Origin of the sequence: Micromonospora sp. Llam0 (assembly GCF_003751085.1) — a bacterium.
Taxonomy (GTDB): Bacteria; Actinomycetota; Actinomycetes; order Mycobacteriales; family Micromonosporaceae; genus Micromonospora_E.
Window position 1 is genome coordinate 3,313,948 of record NZ_RJJY01000001.1, and the last position, 16,752, is coordinate 3,330,699.

Here is a 16,752-nt window from a genome sequence, read left to right on the forward strand (position 1 = left end):
TCAGCGGGTCCCCTCGGTGACCACGCCGGGCTGGCCGGGCACGGTCGGCGGCACCGCCGCGGCGGCGGTGCGCGGCGCGCCCGCGACGGCCTCGACGCGGCGCAGCCGCTGCTCGATCGCGTCGCCGAGCCGGTCGCGCAGCTCCGCCACCGGGATCTTGTCGACCAACTCCGCGAAGAACCCACGGACCACCAGCTTGCGCGCCTCGGCCTCCGGGATGCCCCGGGCCATCAGGTAGAACAGCTGCTCGTCGTCGAACCGGCCAGTGGCGCTGGCGTGCCCGGCCCCGGCCACCTCGCCGGTCTCGATCTCCAGGTTGGGCACCGAGTCGGCGCGGGCGCCGTCGGTCAGCACCAGGTTCCGGTTGATCTCGTACGTGTCGGTGCCGGTGGCCTCGGCGCGGATCAGTACGTCGCCGACCCAGACCGTGTGCGCGCTGTCGCCCTGCAGCGCCCCCCGGTAGCCGACGTTGCTGCGGCAGTCCGGCACGGTGTGGTCCACCAGCTGCCGGTGCTCCAGGTGCTGGCCGGCGTCGGCGAAGTAGAGCCCGAACAGCTCGGCGTCGCCGCCCCGGCCGGTGTACTCGACGCTGGTGAACTGGCGTACCAGGTCGCCGCCGAGGGTGACCTGGATGTGCGTGACCCGGGCGTCACGGCCGAGCCGGAACTTCAGATGCTGCGCCTGCACCGCGTCGGGTGCCCAGTCGGCGACGGTGACCAGGGTCAGCGTTGCGCCGTCGCCGACGATCACCTCGACGTTGTCGGCCAGAGTGGTCGAGCCGACCTGGTCGAACACCAGGGTCACCTCGGCGAACCGGCCGACGTCGACCAGGGTGTGCCCGTACGCGATCTGGTCCGCCCCGGCGCCGAGCACCCGGACCACCGCCGGCTCGGCCGGGGTGGCTTCCGGTGCCACCTCCACCAGCAGGACCTCGGCGCACCCGGTGTAGGCCAGGGCGCTGATCCGGTCGAACGGGGTCAGCACGCCACCCACCCGTCGGTCGGTGCGGTCGACCTGGCCCGCCGTCACCCCGGCGGGCAGGTCGGCGTACTCGTACCGGACCGAGCCGTTGGCCGCCGGAGTCCCAGTGGCCAGTCCCCGCATTCGCTTGAGCGGGGTGAAGCGCCACTCCTCCTCCAGGCCGGTCAGGGCCGGGAAGTCGGCGACATCGTACGAGCGCAACGCCTGCGACTTGGTCTTCGGCGGCGCGGAGGCCTGAATAGTCATCTCTTCCTGTTCTCGGCGGTGTCGGTGGGGCGGTGTCTCGGGCGGGTCAGCCAACCGCGCCCTCCATCTGCAGCTCGATCAGCCGGTTCAGCTCGAGGGCGTACTCCATCGGGAGTTCCTTGGCGATCGGCTCGATGAAGCCCCGGACGATCATGGCCATCGCCTCGTCCTCGCTCAGACCCCGGCTCATCAGGTAGAACAGCTGGTCGTCGCTGACCTTGGAGACGGTCGCCTCGTGCCCCATGGTGACGTCGTCCTCGCGGATGTCGACGTAGGGGTAGGTGTCCGACCGGGAGACCGCGTCGACCAGCAGCGCGTCGCACTTCACCGTCGACCGGCTGTGCTGCGAGCCCTCCAGCACCTGGACCAGCCCGCGGTAGGAGGTCCGGCCACCGCCACGGGCGATCGACTTGGAGACGATCGTCGAGGAGGTGTGCGGTGCCGCGTGCACCATCTTCGCGCCGGCGTCCTGGTGCTGCCCCTCGCCGGCCATCGCCACCGAGAGCACCTCGCCCTTGGCGTGCTCACCGGTCATGAACACGGCCGGGTACTTCATGGTGACCTTGGAACCGATGTTGCCGTCGACCCACTCCATGGTGGCGCCGGCGTGGCAGACGGCCCGCTTGGTGACCAGGTTGTAGACGTTGTTCGACCAGTTCTGGATGGTCGTGTAGCGGCACCGGGCGTTCTTCTTCACCACGATCTCGACCACCGCGCTGTGCAGCGAGTCGGAGGAGTAGATCGGCGCGGTGCAGCCCTCGACGTAGTGCACGTAGGCACCCTCGTCGACGATGATCAGCGTCCGCTCGAACTGGCCCATGTTCTCCGTGTTGATCCGGAAGTAGGCCTGCAGCGGGATCTCCACGTGCACGCCCTTCGGCACGTAGATGAACGATCCACCGGACCAGACCGAGGTGTTCAGTGCGGCGAACTTGTTGTCGCCGACCGGGATCACCGTGCCGAAGTACTCCTTGAACAGGTCCTCGTGCTCGCGCAGCGCGGTGTCGGTGTCGAGGAACACCACGCCCTGCTCCTCCAGGTCCTCCCGGATCTTGTGGTAGACCACCTCGGACTCGTACTGGGCCGCGACGCCGGCGATCAGCCGCTGCTTCTCCGCCTCCGGGATGCCCAGCTTGTCGTAGGTGTTCTTGATCTCCTCGGGCAGGTCCTCCCAGCTGGCGGCCTGCTTCTCGGTGGAGCGGACGAAGTACTTGATGTTGTCGAAGTCGATCCCGGTGAGGTCGGCACCCCAGGCCGGCATGGGCTTGCGGCCGAACAGCCGCAGCCCTTTGAGCCGCAGGTCGAGCATCCACTGCGGCTCGTTCTTCTTGGCGGAGATGTCACGCACCACCGCCTCGTTGAGCCCGCGCTGGGCGGCAGCGCCGGCCACGTCGCGGTCGGCCCAGCCGTACTCGTACCGGCCGAGGGCCGCGAGGTGCTCCTCCTGGGAGATGGGCGCGACGGTCTGCTCGGTCATCTATCTGTCCTCACAGTGCTGGTGACGTGGTCGGTGGAAACATTGGTGGCAACGGTCGAGGCGGCGTCGGCCCGTCTCGGGTCCGGAATGTGGGTGGTGCACACCCCGTCGCCGTGGGCGATGGTGGCCAGCCGCTGGACGTGGGTGCCGATCAGCCGGGAGATCACCGCAGTCTCAGCCTCGCACAACTGCGGAAACTCGGCAGCCACATGAGCCACGGGACAGTGGTGCTGGCACAACTGCCCCCCGGACGCGATCGTGGACGCGTTGGCAGCGTAGCCCTCGGCGCTGAGTGCGGCGGCGAGGGCTTCGGCGCGGGCGATCGGGTCCGCACCGGCACCGTCGATCGCCGTCCGGCACCGCGTCTCCAGCCCGGCGACCTGAGCCGCCGCGAACGCCTCCAGCTCCGCCTCGCCGCCGTGGCCAGCGATCCAGCGCAGCGCGGCAGCGGCCATGCTGTCGTAGCGGTAGCGCCCGTGCCGGGACCGGGCGTCGTCGCTGAGCCGGAAGACCTTGGCCGGCCGGCCGCGTCGCCGACGGGCCCGGGTGACCGCGTCCCGGGTCACCACGTCGCCGTCGGCGAGCATCGCGTCCAGGTGTCGGCGGATCGCCGCCGGGCTCAGCCCGAGCTCGTCACCGAGCTGAGCGGCGGTCGCCGCCCCCCGCTCCAGCAGCAGCGCGACCAGCCGGTCCCGGGTACGCCCGTCCGGGCCGGCGGCGACCGCACCGGTCGCCGACCCGCCCTCTGAAAGGCCCACCCTGTTTTTCACAACGCCAACGTTACGTATTTCAGCGGCCGGCCGCAAACGCGCCCCCGGGTGATCCGCCGCACCGAGCGTGACCGCCACCGCGACCAGCACGGCGAGGACTTCGCCGCAGCCGGCCGGCGACGCCGCACGGCTGTGGCACCGGCGGCACCGCACGGCTGTGGTATCCGCCATATCGGTACGATTGCCGCCGTGCCCGTCTCCCCGTCCGGTCGGCTGACCGCCGGCCCTGCCCTGCTCCGGCGGCTCACGCTCGCCTCACTGGTGGCCAACGTCGCGATCGTGCTGACCGGGGGCGGCGTGCGGCTCACCGGATCCGGGCTCGGCTGCCCGACCTGGCCCCGCTGCACCGACGAGTCGTACGTCACCACGCCGGAGATGGGCGTGCTCGGCATCATCGAGTTCGGCAACCGGGTGCTCGGCATCCTGGTCGGCCTGATCGCGCTCGCCACCCTGCTCGCGGTGCTGCGGTCCCGGCCACGCCGGTCGGACCTGCGCGGACTGGCACTCGGCGTACTGGGTCTGGTGGTCCTGCAGGGTCTGATCGGCGGGGCCAGCGTCCGGGTACAGCTCAACCCCTGGGTGGTGGCGCTGCACTTCATGCTGTCGATGGTCGCCCTCGCGGTGGCGTACGGGTTGTGGCGACGGGTACGCGCCGGCGGCCGCACCACCCGCGACGTGGTGGCCCGGCCGCTGCGCCGGCTGGCCCTCGTGATCACCGCCGTGAGCTTCGGGGTGCTGGTGCTCGGCACCGTGGTGACCGGCAGCGGCCCGCACGCCGGCGACCCGGACGCCGGTCGCACCGGGCTGAACCCGCAGGCCATGTCCCAGCTGCACGCCGACTCGGTCGCCCTGCTGATCGGGTTGTCGGTCGCCTGGTGGTTCGCGTTGCGCGCGGTCGGCGCGCCTCGACCGGCAGTACGCGCGGCGGCCGTGCTCGTCGTCGTGGAGCTCGCCCAGGGACTGATCGGCGTGGTCCAGTACCTCACCGACCTGCCGGTCGCGCTGGTCAGCGCGCACATGCTCGGCGCCTGCCTGGTGTGGCTGGCCACCCTCAGCATGCTCTGGTCCACCCGGACCCGGGAGCCGGCCGGGCCGGAATCGGGCACCACCGAGCCGGGATCGGACGCGGCCGGACCGGATTCAGGCGCCACCAGGCCGGTCTCCGACGACGGCGTCGAGCGACCCCTGGTCCGAGCGCAACCGTAAGGTCACCGACCGTTGAAGACGGTTGAAAACGGCAGACCTATCCCAATAGCGGAGAGTACCGGTGAGGCTACGCCTGTGCCGGGGCACAACCACCGGCACGACGAACCGGGCGCGGCAGTGACGGTCCCCCCGTGCCGTGGCTGCCGCGCCCCTGGTCGGTTCCCTGCCTGGACCAGACCCGCGTAGCGGCACCCCGGACGATCCTCCGTCACCGCACGCGTACTCCTGCGTTTTCCTGACTGACCCACTTTCGGAGCTCCCGCGTGTCTACCTTCCGTACGAGCCGGTCCGGCACCGTCGCCGCGACGTTGGCCCGGTCCCGCCTGGGCGTACCCCAGGTGTTGTTCTTCGTTCTCGCCGCCGCCGCGCCGCTGACCGTGGTCGCCGGCGGCGCCAGCACCGGCTACGCCGTCACCGGTACCACCGCGGTGCCGGTCGCCTATCTGCTCATCGCGGTGGTGATGGCGGTCTTCGCCGTCGGTTACGTGGCGATGAGCCGGCACGTCGTCAACGCCGGCGCGATGTACAGCTACGTCGCGCACGGTCTCGGCCGGATCCCCGGCATCGCGTCGGCGTTCGTCGCCGTCGTCGCCTACAACGCGATGCAGATCGGGCTGTACGGCGCCTTCGGCGTGGTTGCCGCCGAGGTGCTCGCCGTCGCCGGTGCCACCGTGCCGTGGTGGCTCTGCGCGCTGGCCGGCTGGGCCCTGGTGACCGTGCTCGGCCTGGCCCGCGTCGACCTCAACGGCCGGATCCTGGCCGGCCTGCTGCTGGCCGAGCTCGCTGTCATCATCGGTTACAGCATCGTCATGGTCGGCCATCCCGTCGACGGCGCCGCCGCAGCGGGTCTCGATCCCCGCCAGCTGCTCACCCCGGGGGTGGCGGCGATGCTGGTCGGCGGCATAGCCGGTTTCGTCGGTGTCGAGGCCGGCACGGTGTTCGCCGAGGAGACCCGGGATCCGCGTCGTACCGTCGCCCGGGCCACCTACCTGGCGGTGGCGATCGCCGGAGTCTGCTACGCGGGCTCCGCCTGGGCGATGTCGGTGGCGGCCGGCCCGAACGACGTCGTCGCCCAGGCCCGCGAGCACGGCACCGAACTGATGTTCGTACTGGTCGGCCCGCACGTCGGCACGACGCTCGTGGACGCCGGCCGATTGTTGTTCCTGACCAGCCTGTTCGCCGCGCTGCTCGCGTTCCACAACACCGTTGCCCGGTACCTGTTCGCTCTCGGACGGGAACGGGTGCTGCCGGCGGCGCTCGGCCGGACGAACCGGCGGACCGGCGCGCCGAAGCTGGGCTCGCTGGTGCAGAGCGGACTGGCCGTCGCGGTGATCGTGGCGTACGCGGCGACCGGTCTGGATCCCATCACCCACCTGTTCTTCTGGGTGACCGTCACCGGTGGGCTCGGCGTGCTGATCCTGATGACCGTGACCTCGCTCGCGGTGATCGGCTACTTCCGCCACGACCCGCGTGGCGAGTCGGCCTGGCGGCGACTGGTCGCGCCGGGCGCGGCCACCGGCGCGCTCGGGCTGATCCTCGTCGGCACCGTCACCAGCTTCGGTGACCTGCTCGGCATCGGCGCGTCCCCGCTGCGCTGGTGGTTCCCGGCCGGGTACGCCCTGGCCGCGCTGGCCGGCGTCGGTTGGGCGCTCTGGCTGCGCGCCAGGCGTCCGCAGACGTACCGGACGATCGGCTGGGGCGCCGACAGCGGCACCGCGCTACCGGTGCCACCGGCACCCGTGCGGCCGCCGGCCCACGTCTAGCCGCCGAACAGCCGGACGTCCAGCCACGGTTGCGGCGGCGGACAACGAGTGAGACCCGGGCTTCGCCCGGGTCTCACTCGGCTCTATTTCTCCAGCTGACGGACCGCTCGTCCAGTCACGCAACTGGTCGTCGTTCGTTGTGCAGGACGGGAACGGGCTGGTCAGCGCGCCAGACTGCGACGCGACATCGACCGCCACAGGTCGTTGCTGGGCCGCATCTGATCCATCAGCTCCCGCTCCCACTCATTCTCGATCTCGACCCCCGCCTTGAGGCAGGCGGCGCGGGCCACGTCGGTGCCGTCAGCGAACTGGTCGCCCCAGGCGCCGTCCTCCCCCACCAGGACGATCCGTGCGCCACGCTTGCCGACATACTCGATGACCGCCTTCGCGCCGCCGTGGCCAGCGGCGAAGGACCGGATGCCGGCGACCAGACCAGAGGGGGCGTCCCCCGGGACGGATTCGGTCGCCAGCGTCGTATCGGAACCATCTGCCATACGCGAAGCGTAAGCAGAGCGACGACGTTTCGCCGATCGGATGTCGGCTTTTTGTGACTCCAATCATCCGTGGGTTTAAGAAGTCCCACAGATGATTGATGGTGATTTCAGCCCCCAAAAAGGGACAAATTTCAACACGAAAAACGGCAAAACCCGACAGAAGTTCGGAGACCTGGACGTGGCCGGGACCCGGCGTCAGATCAGCGCGTCCAACGCCACGGCGACGAAGAGCACCGTGAGGTAGGTCGTCGACCAGTGGAACAGCCGCATCGGCTGGACCGGCAGCCCACGCCCGGACCGACGCTGCAGCCGGTGGGCCTCCAACAGGAAGACGACCCCGACCACGATCGCCGGGACCGCGTAGATCAACGACATGCCCAACAGCCAGACCAGCACCGACGACCCGACCGTCAACCAGCTGAACAGCACGATCTCCACGCCCACCCGACGTTCGGAGGCCACCACCGGCAGCATCGGAATCCCGGCCCGCGCGTAGTCCACCTTGTACCTGATCGCCAACGCGTAGAAGTGCGGCAGCTGCCAGAAGAACACCACGGCGAACAGTGCCCAGGCCACCGGCGCCAGGCCACCGGTCACCGCAGCCCAGCCGATCAGCACCGGGGCGGCGCCGCAGATGCCACCCCAGAACGTGTTCTGCGGCGTCGTGCGCTTCAACCACAGCGTGTAGACGAGGTCGTAGTAGGCGATCGCCGCGAGGGTCAGCCCGGTGGCGAGCCAGTTGGTGAAGACCGCCATCAGGGCCACCGAGCCCACCGCGAGCACCAACCCGAAGATCAGCGCGTGCCTGGGGCTGACCACGTGGTTCGGCAGCGGCCGGCGCTTCGTCCGGCGCATCAGCTGGTCGATGTCCCGGTCGATGAAGCAGTTCAACGCGTTCGCCGCACCAGCGGCCAGGGTACCGCCGACCAGCACCACCGCCACCAGCCCCAACGACGGCAGACCACCGGCCGCGACCATCATCGTCGGTACGGTCGTGACCAGCAGCAGCTCGATGATCCGCGGCTTGGTGAGCGACACGTACGCCCGGACCACGGCCAGCAGGTCGGGGGCGGCCGCCGGTCCCGGATCCACCGCCGCTGTGCCGGGCACCCGGTCCGCTTCGGCGACGGACCTGACCCGCGCCCGGTCATGGGCGGGGCGCTCGGTGACCATGCTCACGGGCTGCACCTTCCGGCGTCGGCGGCGGGTGACCTTCAACTGGCGGCGACCTGCGGGCCGACGCGCCTCCGACAGCGTACGCGCAGGTATTTTGCCTGCCCGGCCGACCCGTCACCGGTGCCCGTCGTCACACCCGGCAGGCTTTTCACCGGCCACGATGCGTATCCCCCGGTGGTCGGTCATCGGGTCCGACGACCGACCACGACCCTGGACGACCATCCGGTTGTCGAGATCGGCGGGCGCACGTTCAACCCTGCTCGATAGGGTCGTGACGAGGGTTCCGCCTACCTGCTGGACGAGGAGCACACCCACCGTGGCTGCAACACCAACCGATGCCCCCCTGAACTGGTCCGACCTCGACCGCCGCGCGGTCGACACCGCACGCGTGCTGGCCGCCGACGCCGTGGAGAAATCCGGCAACGGCCATCCGGGCACCGCGATGAGCCTCGCTCCCGCGGCGTACCTGCTGTTCAACCGGATCATGCGGCACGACCCGAGCGACCCGGACTGGGCCGGCCGGGACCGGTTCGTCCTCTCCGCCGGGCACTCCAGTCTCACCCTGTACATCCAACTCTTCTTCTCCGGTTACGGGCTGAGCCTGGAAGACCTCAAGGCGTTGCGGCAGTGGGGATCGCTGACCCCCGGGCACCCGGAGCACGGCCACACCTGGGGTGTGGAGACCACCACCGGGCCGCTCGGCCAAGGGCTGGCCAACGGGGTCGGCATGGCGATGGCCGCCCGCCGGGAGCGCGGCCTGCTCGACCCGGACGCCGCGCCCGGCGAGTCGGTCTTCGACCACAACATCTGGGTGATCGCCTCCGACGGTGACATCGAAGAGGGCATCACCCACGAGGCCAGCGCCCTGGCCGGGCACCAGAAACTCGGCAACCTGACCGTCGTCTACGACGACAACCAGATCTCCATCGAAGACGACACCCGGATCGCGCTCAGCGAGGACGTCGCCGCCCGCTACGCCGCGTACGGCTGGCACGTGCAGACCGTCGACTGGCGGGCCGGCGCGGCCGGCGACGGCGAGTACCACGAGGACGTCGAGGCGCTGTACGCGGCGCTGACCGCCGCCCGTGCCGAGACCGACCGCCCGTCGTTCATCGCGCTACGCACCATCATCGGCTGGCCGGCGCCGAAGAAGCAGAACACCGGCAAGATCCACGGCTCGGCACTCGGCGCCGACGAGGTCGCCGCCACCAAGGAGGTCCTCGGCTTCGACCCGAACCAGCACTTCGCGGTCGACGACAAGGTCTTCGCCCACATCCGCGAGGTGCTCGACCGGGGTCGGCAGGCGCACGCCAAGTGGACCGAGAAGTACGAGGCGTGGGCGCAGGCCAACCCGGAGCGCAAGGCGCTGCACGACCGGCTCGTCACCCGTACCCTGCCGACCGGCTGGACCGACGCGCTGCCGGACTGGCCGGCGGACCCCAAGGGGGTCGCCACCCGGGCCGCCTCCGGCAAGGTGCTGACCGCGCTCGCCGCCGAGCTGCCGGAGCTGTGGGGCGGCTCGGCCGACCTGGCGGAGAGCAACAACACCACGATGAAGGGCGAGCCGTCGTTCGTCCCGGCCGAGTACGCCACCAAGGAGTTCCCCGGCCACGAGTACGGTCGCACCCTGCACTTCGGCATCCGCGAGCACGCCATGGGGGCGATCCTCAACGGCATCGCGCTGCACGGCGGCACCCGCCCGTACGGCGGCACGTTCCTGGTGTTCAGCGACTACATGCGTCCGGCGGTGCGGCTGGCCGCGCTGATGAAACTGCCGGTGATCTACGTCTGGACGCACGACTCGATCGGTCTCGGCGAGGACGGCCCCACCCACCAGCCGATCGAGCACCTGTCGGCGCTGCGGGCCATCCCCGGCCTGGACGTGGTCCGCCCGGCCGACGCCAACGAGACCGCCTGGGCCTGGCGGGTCGCCCTGGAACACACCGACCGGCCGGCCGCGCTGGCGCTGACCCGGCAGGCGGTGCCGGTCATCGACCGGGACGTCTACGCCTCGGCCGACGGGGTCCGCAAGGGCGGCTACGTGCTGGCCGACGCCGGCAACGCCCAACCGCAGGTGATCCTGATGGGCTCCGGCTCCGAGGTGCAGCTGCTGCTCACCGCCCGGGAACGACTCGAAGCCGAAGGAACCGCCACCCGGGTCGTCTCGATGCCGTGCCAGGAGTGGTTCACCGAGCAGGACGAGGCGTACCGCGAGTCGGTGCTGCCGCGCGGGGTCAAGGCCCGGGTCAGCGTCGAGGCGGGCATCGGCATGTCCTGGCGCGGTCTGGTCGGCGACTGCGGCGAATCGGTCAGCATTGAACACTACGGGGCCAGCGCCCCGTACCAGGTGCTGTTCGAGCAGTTCGGCTTCACCGCCGACGCGGTGGTCGCGGCGGCGCACGCGTCGCTGACCCGGGTCGGCGCCATCACCGGCACCACCACCGGAAACTGAGGAGGCTCCAGATGACGGACCGATTGGGTGAACTCACCGCCGCCGGCGTGGCGGTCTGGCTCGACGACCTGTCCCGGCAACGGCTCAGCACCGGCAACCTGGACCAGCTGCGCCGGGAGAAGCACGTCGCCGGCGTGACCACCAACCCGACCATCTTCGCCGCCGCGCTCGCCGACGCCGACGAGTACAACTGGCAGCTGCGTGACCTGGCCGCCCGGGGCGTCAGCGTGGACGAGGCGGTCCGCATGCTCACCACCTACGACGTGCGGTGGGGCTGCGACGTGATGCGGCCGGCGTACGAGACCAGCGGTGGCGTCGACGGCCGGGTGTCGATCGAGGTCGACCCGCGGCTGGCGTATCGCACCGCGGAGACCGTCGCCGAGGCGAAGGCGCTGTGGTGGCTGGTCGACCGGCCGAACCTGTTCATCAAGATCCCGGCGACCGAGGCCGGGCTGCCGGCGATCACCGCCACCCTGGCCGAGGGAATCAGCGTCAACGTGACCCTGATCTTCTCGCTGGACCGCTACAGCGCGGTGATGGACGCCTTCCTCGCCGGCCTGGAGCAGGCCAAGGCCAACGGCCACGACCTGACCACCATCGGCTCGGTCGCGTCGTTCTTCGTCTCCCGGGTGGACACCGAGATCGACAAGCGGCTCGACAAGATCGGCAGCGACCAGGCCAAGGCGCTCAAGGGCAAGGCCGCCGTCGCGAACGCGCAGCTGGCGTACGAGCGGTACGCGGAGGTCTTCTCCTCGGAGCGCTGGCAGGCCCTGGCCGACGCCGGCGCCCACCCGCAGCGCCCGCTGTGGGCCTCCACCTCGACGAAGAACCCGGCCTACCGGGACGTCATCTACGTCGAGGAGCTGATCGCCCCCGGCACGGTCAACACCATGCCGGAGTCGGTGGTGCACGCCTACGCCGACCACGGCGAGACCCGGGGCGACACGGTCACCGGCTCGTACCCGGCCGCCCGGCAGGTACTCGACGACCTGATCGCCGTCGGCGTCGACCTCGACGACGTGGTCAAGACCCTGGAGTCCGAGGGGGTGAGCAAGTTCGAGGCCAGCTGGCAGGAGCTGCTCGACGGGGTGCGCTCGTCGCTGGACGCGGCGGCGGCCGGTGCCGGTGAGCCGAACGCGGCGGCCAGCGGGCACGCCGCCGCAGCCAAGCAGGCCGGAGGTAACGCATGAGCGACTTCTTCGACGGCGGGGTCGAGGCGGCGGCCGGGCTGAGCGTGTACGGGGCCGAGGCGGTCGACGCCTCGGCCGCCTCGTCGACCCGGGGCGCGCTGGTCGGCGACGGGGTACCCGGCTCGCTCGCCCGCAAGGACCCCACGCTGTGGGGCCCGGACGCCGAGGCCGAGGCGAAGATCCGGCTCGGCTGGCTGGACACCTTCGCCCGCAGCCGGGAACTGCTGCCGCAGCTCGCCGAGCTGCGGGCCGAGCTGGGCGACCTGGACCACGTGGTGCTGGCCGGAATGGGCGGGTCGTCGCTGGCGCCCGAGGTCATCTCGCTCACCGTCGGCAAGCCGGTCACCGTGCTGGACACCACCGACCCGCACCAGGTGCGGGCGGCGCTCGGCGACCGGCTGGACCGTACCGTCGTGGTGGTGGCCAGCAAGTCCGGCGGCACCGTGGAGACCGACAGTCACCGGCGGGCGTACTGGCAGGCGTTCCTCGACTCGGGGCTGAGCGAGGCCGAGGCCGGCCGGCGGTTCGTGATCGTCACCGACCCCGGCTCGCCGCTGGCCACCACCGCCGAGGAGATGGGCGCCACCGTGGTGCTCGCCGACCCGGAGGTCGGCGGACGCTACTCGGCGCTGACCGCGTTCGGTCTGGTCCCGTCGGCGATGGCCGGCGTGGACGTGGTCGAACTGCTCGACCAGGCCGAGCAGCTGTCCACCGCGCTCGGCGGCGACCGGGACAACCCGGGGCTGGCGCTCGGCGCGGCGCTCGGCGCGGCGGCCACCACCGGCCGGGACAAGGTCGCGCTGGTCTCCGACGGCACCGGCATCGAAGGGCTCGGCGACTGGATCGAGCAGCTCATCGCCGAGTCGACCGGCAAGGACGGCATCGGCATCCTGCCGGTGGTCGTCGAGGCACCGGACGCCCCCGGCGCGTCCGGCCCGGACGTGCTCACCGTCACCTACGGCGGCGCCGGCCAGCCGGGCGGGGTGCCCGGCGGCGGGGTCCGCCCCGACCTGGCGGTCAACGGCCCGCTCGGCGCGCAGTTCCTGGTCTGGGAGTACGCCACGGCGATCGCCGGCCGGGTGCTCGGCATCGATCCGTTCAACCAGCCCAACGTCACCGAGTCGAAGGAGAACACCAACCGGATCCTGGCGTCCGGGCCGCCGACCGAGGCGGCGTCGTTCGTCGACGGATCCATCGAGGTGTACGGGCCGGAGGGCGTACCGGGTGAGCTGGCCGGCGCGCTGCGCTGGCTGATCGACGGCGTCGGCACCGACGGCTACCTCGCGGTGATGGCCTACCTGGACCGGTTCGGCGACGCCGACGCCGCCGGGGTACGCCCGCTGCTGGCCGCCACCAGTGGCCGACCGGTCACCTTCGGCTGGGGGCCCCGGTTCCTGCACTCCACCGGGCAGTACCACAAGGGCGGGCCGCAGGTCGGCGCGTTCCTGCAGATCACCGGCGCGGTCACCGACGACCTGCCGGTGCCCGGTCGCCCGTACAGCTTCGGTGAGCTGCAGGCGGCGCAGGCCGCCGGTGACCGCGAGGCGCTCGCCGGACGGGGCCGGCCGTTGCTGCGGCTGCACCTGACCGATCGGGCCGCCGGCGTCGCCCAACTCCTGGACACGATTCGAAACCTGCCCAGCTGACAATTGGTCCGGAGAGAAACGGACTGAGGAGGCGACGTGAACCCCCTGCGCGACCCGCAGGACCGGCGGCTGCCGCGCATCCCGGAGCCCTGCGCTCTGGTGATCTTCGGTGTCACCGGTGATCTGGCTCGCAAGAAACTACTCCCCGGCATCTACGACCTGGCCAACCGGGGGCTGCTGCCGCCCGGCTTCGTGGTGCTCGGCTTCGCCCGGCGGGACTGGACCGACGGCGACTTCGAGTCACTTGCCCACGACTCGGCCAAGGAGTACGCGCGTACCCCGTGGCGTGAGGAGGTCTGGTCCCGACTGGCCGGCAACATCAAGTTCGTCGGCGGCTCGTTCGACGACGACGACGCGTTCGACAAGCTGTCGGCCTGCCTGGACGGGCTGCGCGAATCGCACGGCATCCACGGCAACGCCGCGTTCTACTTCTCCATCCCGCCGTCGGCGTTCCCACAGGTGCTCAAGCAGCTGGCCCGCACCGGGATGGCCGACAACGAGCGGTGCGGCGGCTGGCGCCGGGTGGTGGTGGAGAAGCCGTTCGGCTACGACCTGCCGTCGGCGAAGTCGCTCAACGACCTGGTCGACGACGTGTTCACCCGCGACGACGTGTTCCGCATCGACCACTACCTGGGCAAGGAGACCGTCCAGAACATCATGGCGCTGCGGTTCGCCAACAACCTGTTCGAGCCGCTGTGGAACTCCAAGTACGTCGACTCGGTGCAGATCACCATGGCCGAGGATGTCGGCATCGGCAGCCGGGCCGGCTTCTACGACGCCACCGGCGCCGCCCGTGACGTGGTACAGAACCACCTGCTGCAACTGCTGGCCCTGGTCACCATGGAGGAGCCGACCAGCTTCGACGCCACCGAGATCCGGGCGGAGAAGCTGAAGGTGCTGCGGGCGATCAGCCTGCCCGACGACGTGGCCGCCGGCACCGTACGCGGTCAGTACCTGAAGGGCTGGGTGGCCGGGCAGCGGGCCGTCGGCTACCTGGAGGAGCCGAACGTGCCGGCCGACTCGACCACCGAGACGTACGTGGCGATGCGGCTGGGCATCCAGAACCGCCGGTGGGCCGGGGTGCCGTTCTACCTGCGTGCCGGAAAGCGGTTGCCGCGTCGGGTGACCGAGGTGGCGGTGATGTTCAAGACCGCACCGCACCTGCCGTTCAACCGCACAGACGTGGAGATGCTCAGCAGCAACCAGCTGGTCATCCGGGTGCAGCCCGACGAGGGCGTGGTGCTCAAGTTCGGCGCCAAGGTGCCGGGCACCACGATGGAGGTCCGCGACATCGCCATGGACTTCCAGTACGGCGAGGCGTTCACCGAGGCCAGCCCGGAGGCGTACGAGCGGTTGGTGCTCGACGTGCTGATCGGTGACCGCACCCTGTTCCCCGACGCCGCCGAGGTGGAGCAGAGCTGGCGGGTGATCGACCCTCTCGAAGAGGCCTGGGAGGGCACCCGGCCGGAGCCGTACCGGTCCGGCGAGTGGGGTCCGCGGGCCGCCGACGAGATGCTGGCCCGCGAGGGCCGGTCCTGGAGGAGAGCATGATCAGCCTGTGGGACACCACCGGCAACGAGGTGGTCAAGGCCCTGGCCGCGGAGCGGCGCAGCGCCGGCGGCGTGGCCAGCGGAATGGCGCTGACCCTGATCGTGGTGGTCGGCGAGAAGCGGGTACGCGAGGCGGAGGCGGCGGCCACCATCGCCGCCGCCGCCCACCCGTGCCGACTGCTCGTGGTGGTCCGCTCCGACATCGACCGAAAGGTCAGCCGGCTCGACGCCGAAGTGGTCGTCGGCGGCCGGCTCGGACCGTGCGAGGCGGTCGTGATGCGTACCTCGGGTCGGCTGGCGCTGCACGCCGAGTCCGTGGTGATGCCACTGCTGGTGCCGGACGTACCGGTGGTGACCTGGTGGCACGGCGAGCCGCCGGAGCAGATCGCCAACGACTACCTGGGGGTGGTCGCCGACCGGCGGATCACCGACTCGGCGCAGGCCCCCAACCCGGTGCAGGCGCTGCTGCAGCGGGCGGTCGACTACGCGTCGGGCGACACCGACCTGGCGTGGACCCGGATCACCCCGTGGCGCACCCTGGTCGCCGGGGCGTTCGACACCACCGACGCGCAGATCACCGGCGCCACGGTGACCGCGCCCCGGGCCGACCCGACGGCCGCCTTGATGATCAGCTGGCTGGCGGCCCGGCTCGGCATCACCCCGCGCTGGGAGGAGACCAGCGCGTTCCCCCGGATGCGGTCGGTGGAGCTGCGCTGCGCAAACGGTGACGGGCTGAGCCTGGTCCGCGAGGACAGCTCGGCGATGTTCACCCGGACCGGGCAGCCGGAGCGGCAGATGCCGCTGGTGCGTCGGCCGCTCGGCGAAGAGCTCGCCGAGGAGCTGCGGCGGCTCGACGCCGACCAGGTCTACTCCGAGGCGCTGGGCACCCTGGCCGGGCTGCCGGACCTGTCGGCCCGGCCCGCCAAGCGGGTGCACATCTGGAAGGACCCGGCGAAGGCCACCGAGCCGGCCGTCGGCGGGGACCCGGCGGTCGTCGCGGCCGGGCCGGCGCGGAGCGGCTCGTGAGCGGCCCCGGCATGCTCGTCGTGCATCCGGACGCCACCGTGCTGGCCAGCGCGGTGGCGTCCCGGCTCGTCGTCCGGCTGATCGACGCCCAGGCCGAGCGGGGCGAGGCGGCGGTGGTGCTGACCGGCGGGCGGGTCGCGGCGGCCGTGCTGCGCGCGGTCGGTGACCTGCCGGCCCGGTACGCGGTCGACTGGTCCCGGGTGGACGTCTGGTGGGGTGACGAGCGGTTCCTGCCCGCCGGCGACCCGGACCGTAACGAGACCCAGGCCCGCGAGGCGCTGCTCGACGTACTGCCGCTGGATCCGCAGCGGGTGCACGCGATGCCCGCGTCGGACGGACCGGACGGCGACGACCCGGAGGCGGCCGCCGCCCGGTACGCCGCCGTCCTCGACCGGGTCGCCGGCCCGGGCACCGCCCCGCTGCCCCGGTTCGACGTGCTGATGCTCGGCGTCGGCGAGGACGGGCACGTGGCGTCGGTGTTCCCGGGGCATCCGGTCACCGGCGAGACCCGCCCGGTGGCGGCGGTACGGGACAGCCCGAAGCCGCCGCCGACCCGGATCACGCTGACCCTGTCCACCATCAACACCGCCGACGAGGTGTGGCTGGTCGCCGCCGGGGCGGACAAGGCGGCGGCGGTCGGCGGGGCGTACGGCGGCAGCGACCCGGTCGCGGTGCCGGCCTGCGGCGTACGCGGCGTGCGCCGCACCTGGTGGCTGCTCGACCAGGCAGCGGCCGCCGAGTTGGTCACCGCGCCGAGCTCAGCCGGCTGATCTCG

Annotated in this window: 13 protein-coding genes; 8 read left to right on the top strand and 5 right to left on the bottom strand. The window is 71.5% G+C overall.

Translation table 11 applies throughout. The annotated features are described in order from the left end of the window. The 3 genes from sufD to EDC02_RS14400 are packed head-to-tail and all read right to left on the bottom strand — an operon-like array spanning position 1 to position 3,474. Positions 1 to 1,227 (bottom strand): Fe-S cluster assembly protein SufD, encoded by a 1,227-nt coding sequence (gene sufD / locus EDC02_RS14390; RefSeq protein WP_123602404.1) that lies wholly within the window; start codon positions 1,225 to 1,227, stop codon positions 1 to 3. Between the two features lie 46 nt (positions 1,228 to 1,273). Beyond that, complete coding sequence (gene sufB / locus EDC02_RS14395; RefSeq protein ID WP_123602405.1) at positions 1,274 to 2,704, bottom strand: Fe-S cluster assembly protein SufB; 1,431 nt, start codon at positions 2,702 to 2,704, stop codon at positions 1,274 to 1,276. Further along, positions 2,701 to 3,474: a helix-turn-helix transcriptional regulator gene (locus tag EDC02_RS14400; protein WP_370461452.1), complete on the bottom strand. Its 774-nt coding sequence runs from the start codon at positions 3,472 to 3,474 to the stop codon at positions 2,701 to 2,703. The genes sufB and EDC02_RS14400 overlap by 4 nt, the downstream gene beginning before the upstream one ends. Positions 3,475 to 3,663: 189 nt before the next feature. Between EDC02_RS14400 and EDC02_RS14405 the strand changes: the two genes are divergently transcribed. Together EDC02_RS14405 and EDC02_RS14410 are read left to right on the top strand one after the other, a co-directional pair. Continuing rightward, positions 3,664 to 4,680 (top strand): heme A synthase, encoded by a 1,017-nt coding sequence (locus EDC02_RS14405; protein ID WP_233605916.1) that lies wholly within the window; start codon positions 3,664 to 3,666, stop codon positions 4,678 to 4,680. Between the two features lie 263 nt (positions 4,681 to 4,943). Beyond that, positions 4,944 to 6,443 carry an APC family permease gene (locus tag EDC02_RS14410; RefSeq protein ID WP_233605917.1) on the top strand — a complete coding sequence of 500 codons (1,500 nt, stop codon included), beginning with the start codon at positions 4,944 to 4,946 and terminating at the stop codon, positions 6,441 to 6,443. A gap of 161 nt (positions 6,444 to 6,604) precedes the next feature. Here the strand turns inward: EDC02_RS14410 and EDC02_RS14415 are convergent, their stop codons facing one another. Continuing rightward, positions 6,605 to 6,937, bottom strand: coding sequence for a hypothetical protein (locus EDC02_RS14415; protein ID WP_123602407.1), 333 nt, complete (start codon positions 6,935 to 6,937; stop codon positions 6,605 to 6,607). Positions 6,938 to 7,132: 195 nt separating this feature from the next. Next, positions 7,133 to 8,116 (bottom strand): heme o synthase, encoded by a 984-nt coding sequence (locus EDC02_RS14420; protein WP_199757634.1) that lies wholly within the window; start codon positions 8,114 to 8,116, stop codon positions 7,133 to 7,135. 313 nt (positions 8,117 to 8,429) lie between these two features. Here EDC02_RS14420 and tkt point away from each other — a divergent pair, with 313 nt between their 5' ends. From tkt to pgl, 6 genes are read left to right on the top strand one after another with little or no spacing between them, the layout of a single operon-like run. After that, positions 8,430 to 10,565: a transketolase gene (gene tkt / locus EDC02_RS14430; protein WP_123602410.1), complete on the top strand. Its 2,136-nt coding sequence runs from the start codon at positions 8,430 to 8,432 to the stop codon at positions 10,563 to 10,565. 11 nt (positions 10,566 to 10,576) lie between these two features. Further along, positions 10,577 to 11,755, top strand: coding sequence for a transaldolase (gene tal / locus EDC02_RS14435; protein ID WP_123602411.1), 1,179 nt, complete (start codon positions 10,577 to 10,579; stop codon positions 11,753 to 11,755). Next, the gene (locus tag EDC02_RS14440) at positions 11,752 to 13,401 is read left to right on the top strand and encodes a glucose-6-phosphate isomerase (protein WP_123602412.1); all 1,650 of its coding nucleotides are present in this window, start codon (positions 11,752 to 11,754) and stop codon (positions 13,399 to 13,401) included. Before tal ends, EDC02_RS14440 begins: the two co-directional genes overlap by 4 nt. Before the next feature lie 36 nt (positions 13,402 to 13,437). Further along, positions 13,438 to 14,952, top strand: a complete 1,515-nt coding sequence (gene zwf, locus EDC02_RS14445; protein WP_123602413.1) for a glucose-6-phosphate dehydrogenase — start codon at positions 13,438 to 13,440, stop codon at positions 14,950 to 14,952. After that, on the top strand, positions 14,949 to 15,977 hold the full coding sequence (locus EDC02_RS14450; protein ID WP_123602414.1) for a glucose-6-phosphate dehydrogenase assembly protein OpcA: 1,029 nt from the start codon (positions 14,949 to 14,951) through the stop codon (positions 15,975 to 15,977). The genes zwf and EDC02_RS14450 overlap by 4 nt, the downstream gene beginning before the upstream one ends. 11 nt (positions 15,978 to 15,988) lie before the next feature. Continuing rightward, complete coding sequence (gene pgl, locus EDC02_RS14455) at positions 15,989 to 16,747, top strand: 6-phosphogluconolactonase (RefSeq protein WP_123604786.1); 759 nt, start codon at positions 15,989 to 15,991, stop codon at positions 16,745 to 16,747. Positions 16,748 to 16,752: the final 5 nt, after the last annotated feature.

Coding starts and splice junctions, on each gene's coding strand:
- sufD (WP_123602404.1), bottom strand. CDS start 1,227: ATGACTATTCAGGCCTCCGCGCCGCCGAAGACCAAGTCGCAGGCGTTG.
- sufB (WP_123602405.1), bottom strand. CDS start 2,704: ATGACCGAGCAGACCGTCGCGCCCATCTCCCAGGAGGAGCACCTCGCG.
- EDC02_RS14415 (WP_123602407.1), bottom strand. CDS start 6,937: ATGGCAGATGGTTCCGATACGACGCTGGCGACCGAATCCGTCCCGGGG.
- tal (WP_123602411.1), top strand. CDS start 10,577: ATGACGGACCGATTGGGTGAACTCACCGCCGCCGGCGTGGCGGTCTGG.
- EDC02_RS14440 (WP_123602412.1), top strand. CDS start 11,752: ATGAGCGACTTCTTCGACGGCGGGGTCGAGGCGGCGGCCGGGCTGAGC.
- EDC02_RS14450 (WP_123602414.1), top strand. CDS start 14,949: ATGATCAGCCTGTGGGACACCACCGGCAACGAGGTGGTCAAGGCCCTG.
- pgl (WP_123604786.1), top strand. CDS start 15,989: ATGCTCGTCGTGCATCCGGACGCCACCGTGCTGGCCAGCGCGGTGGCG.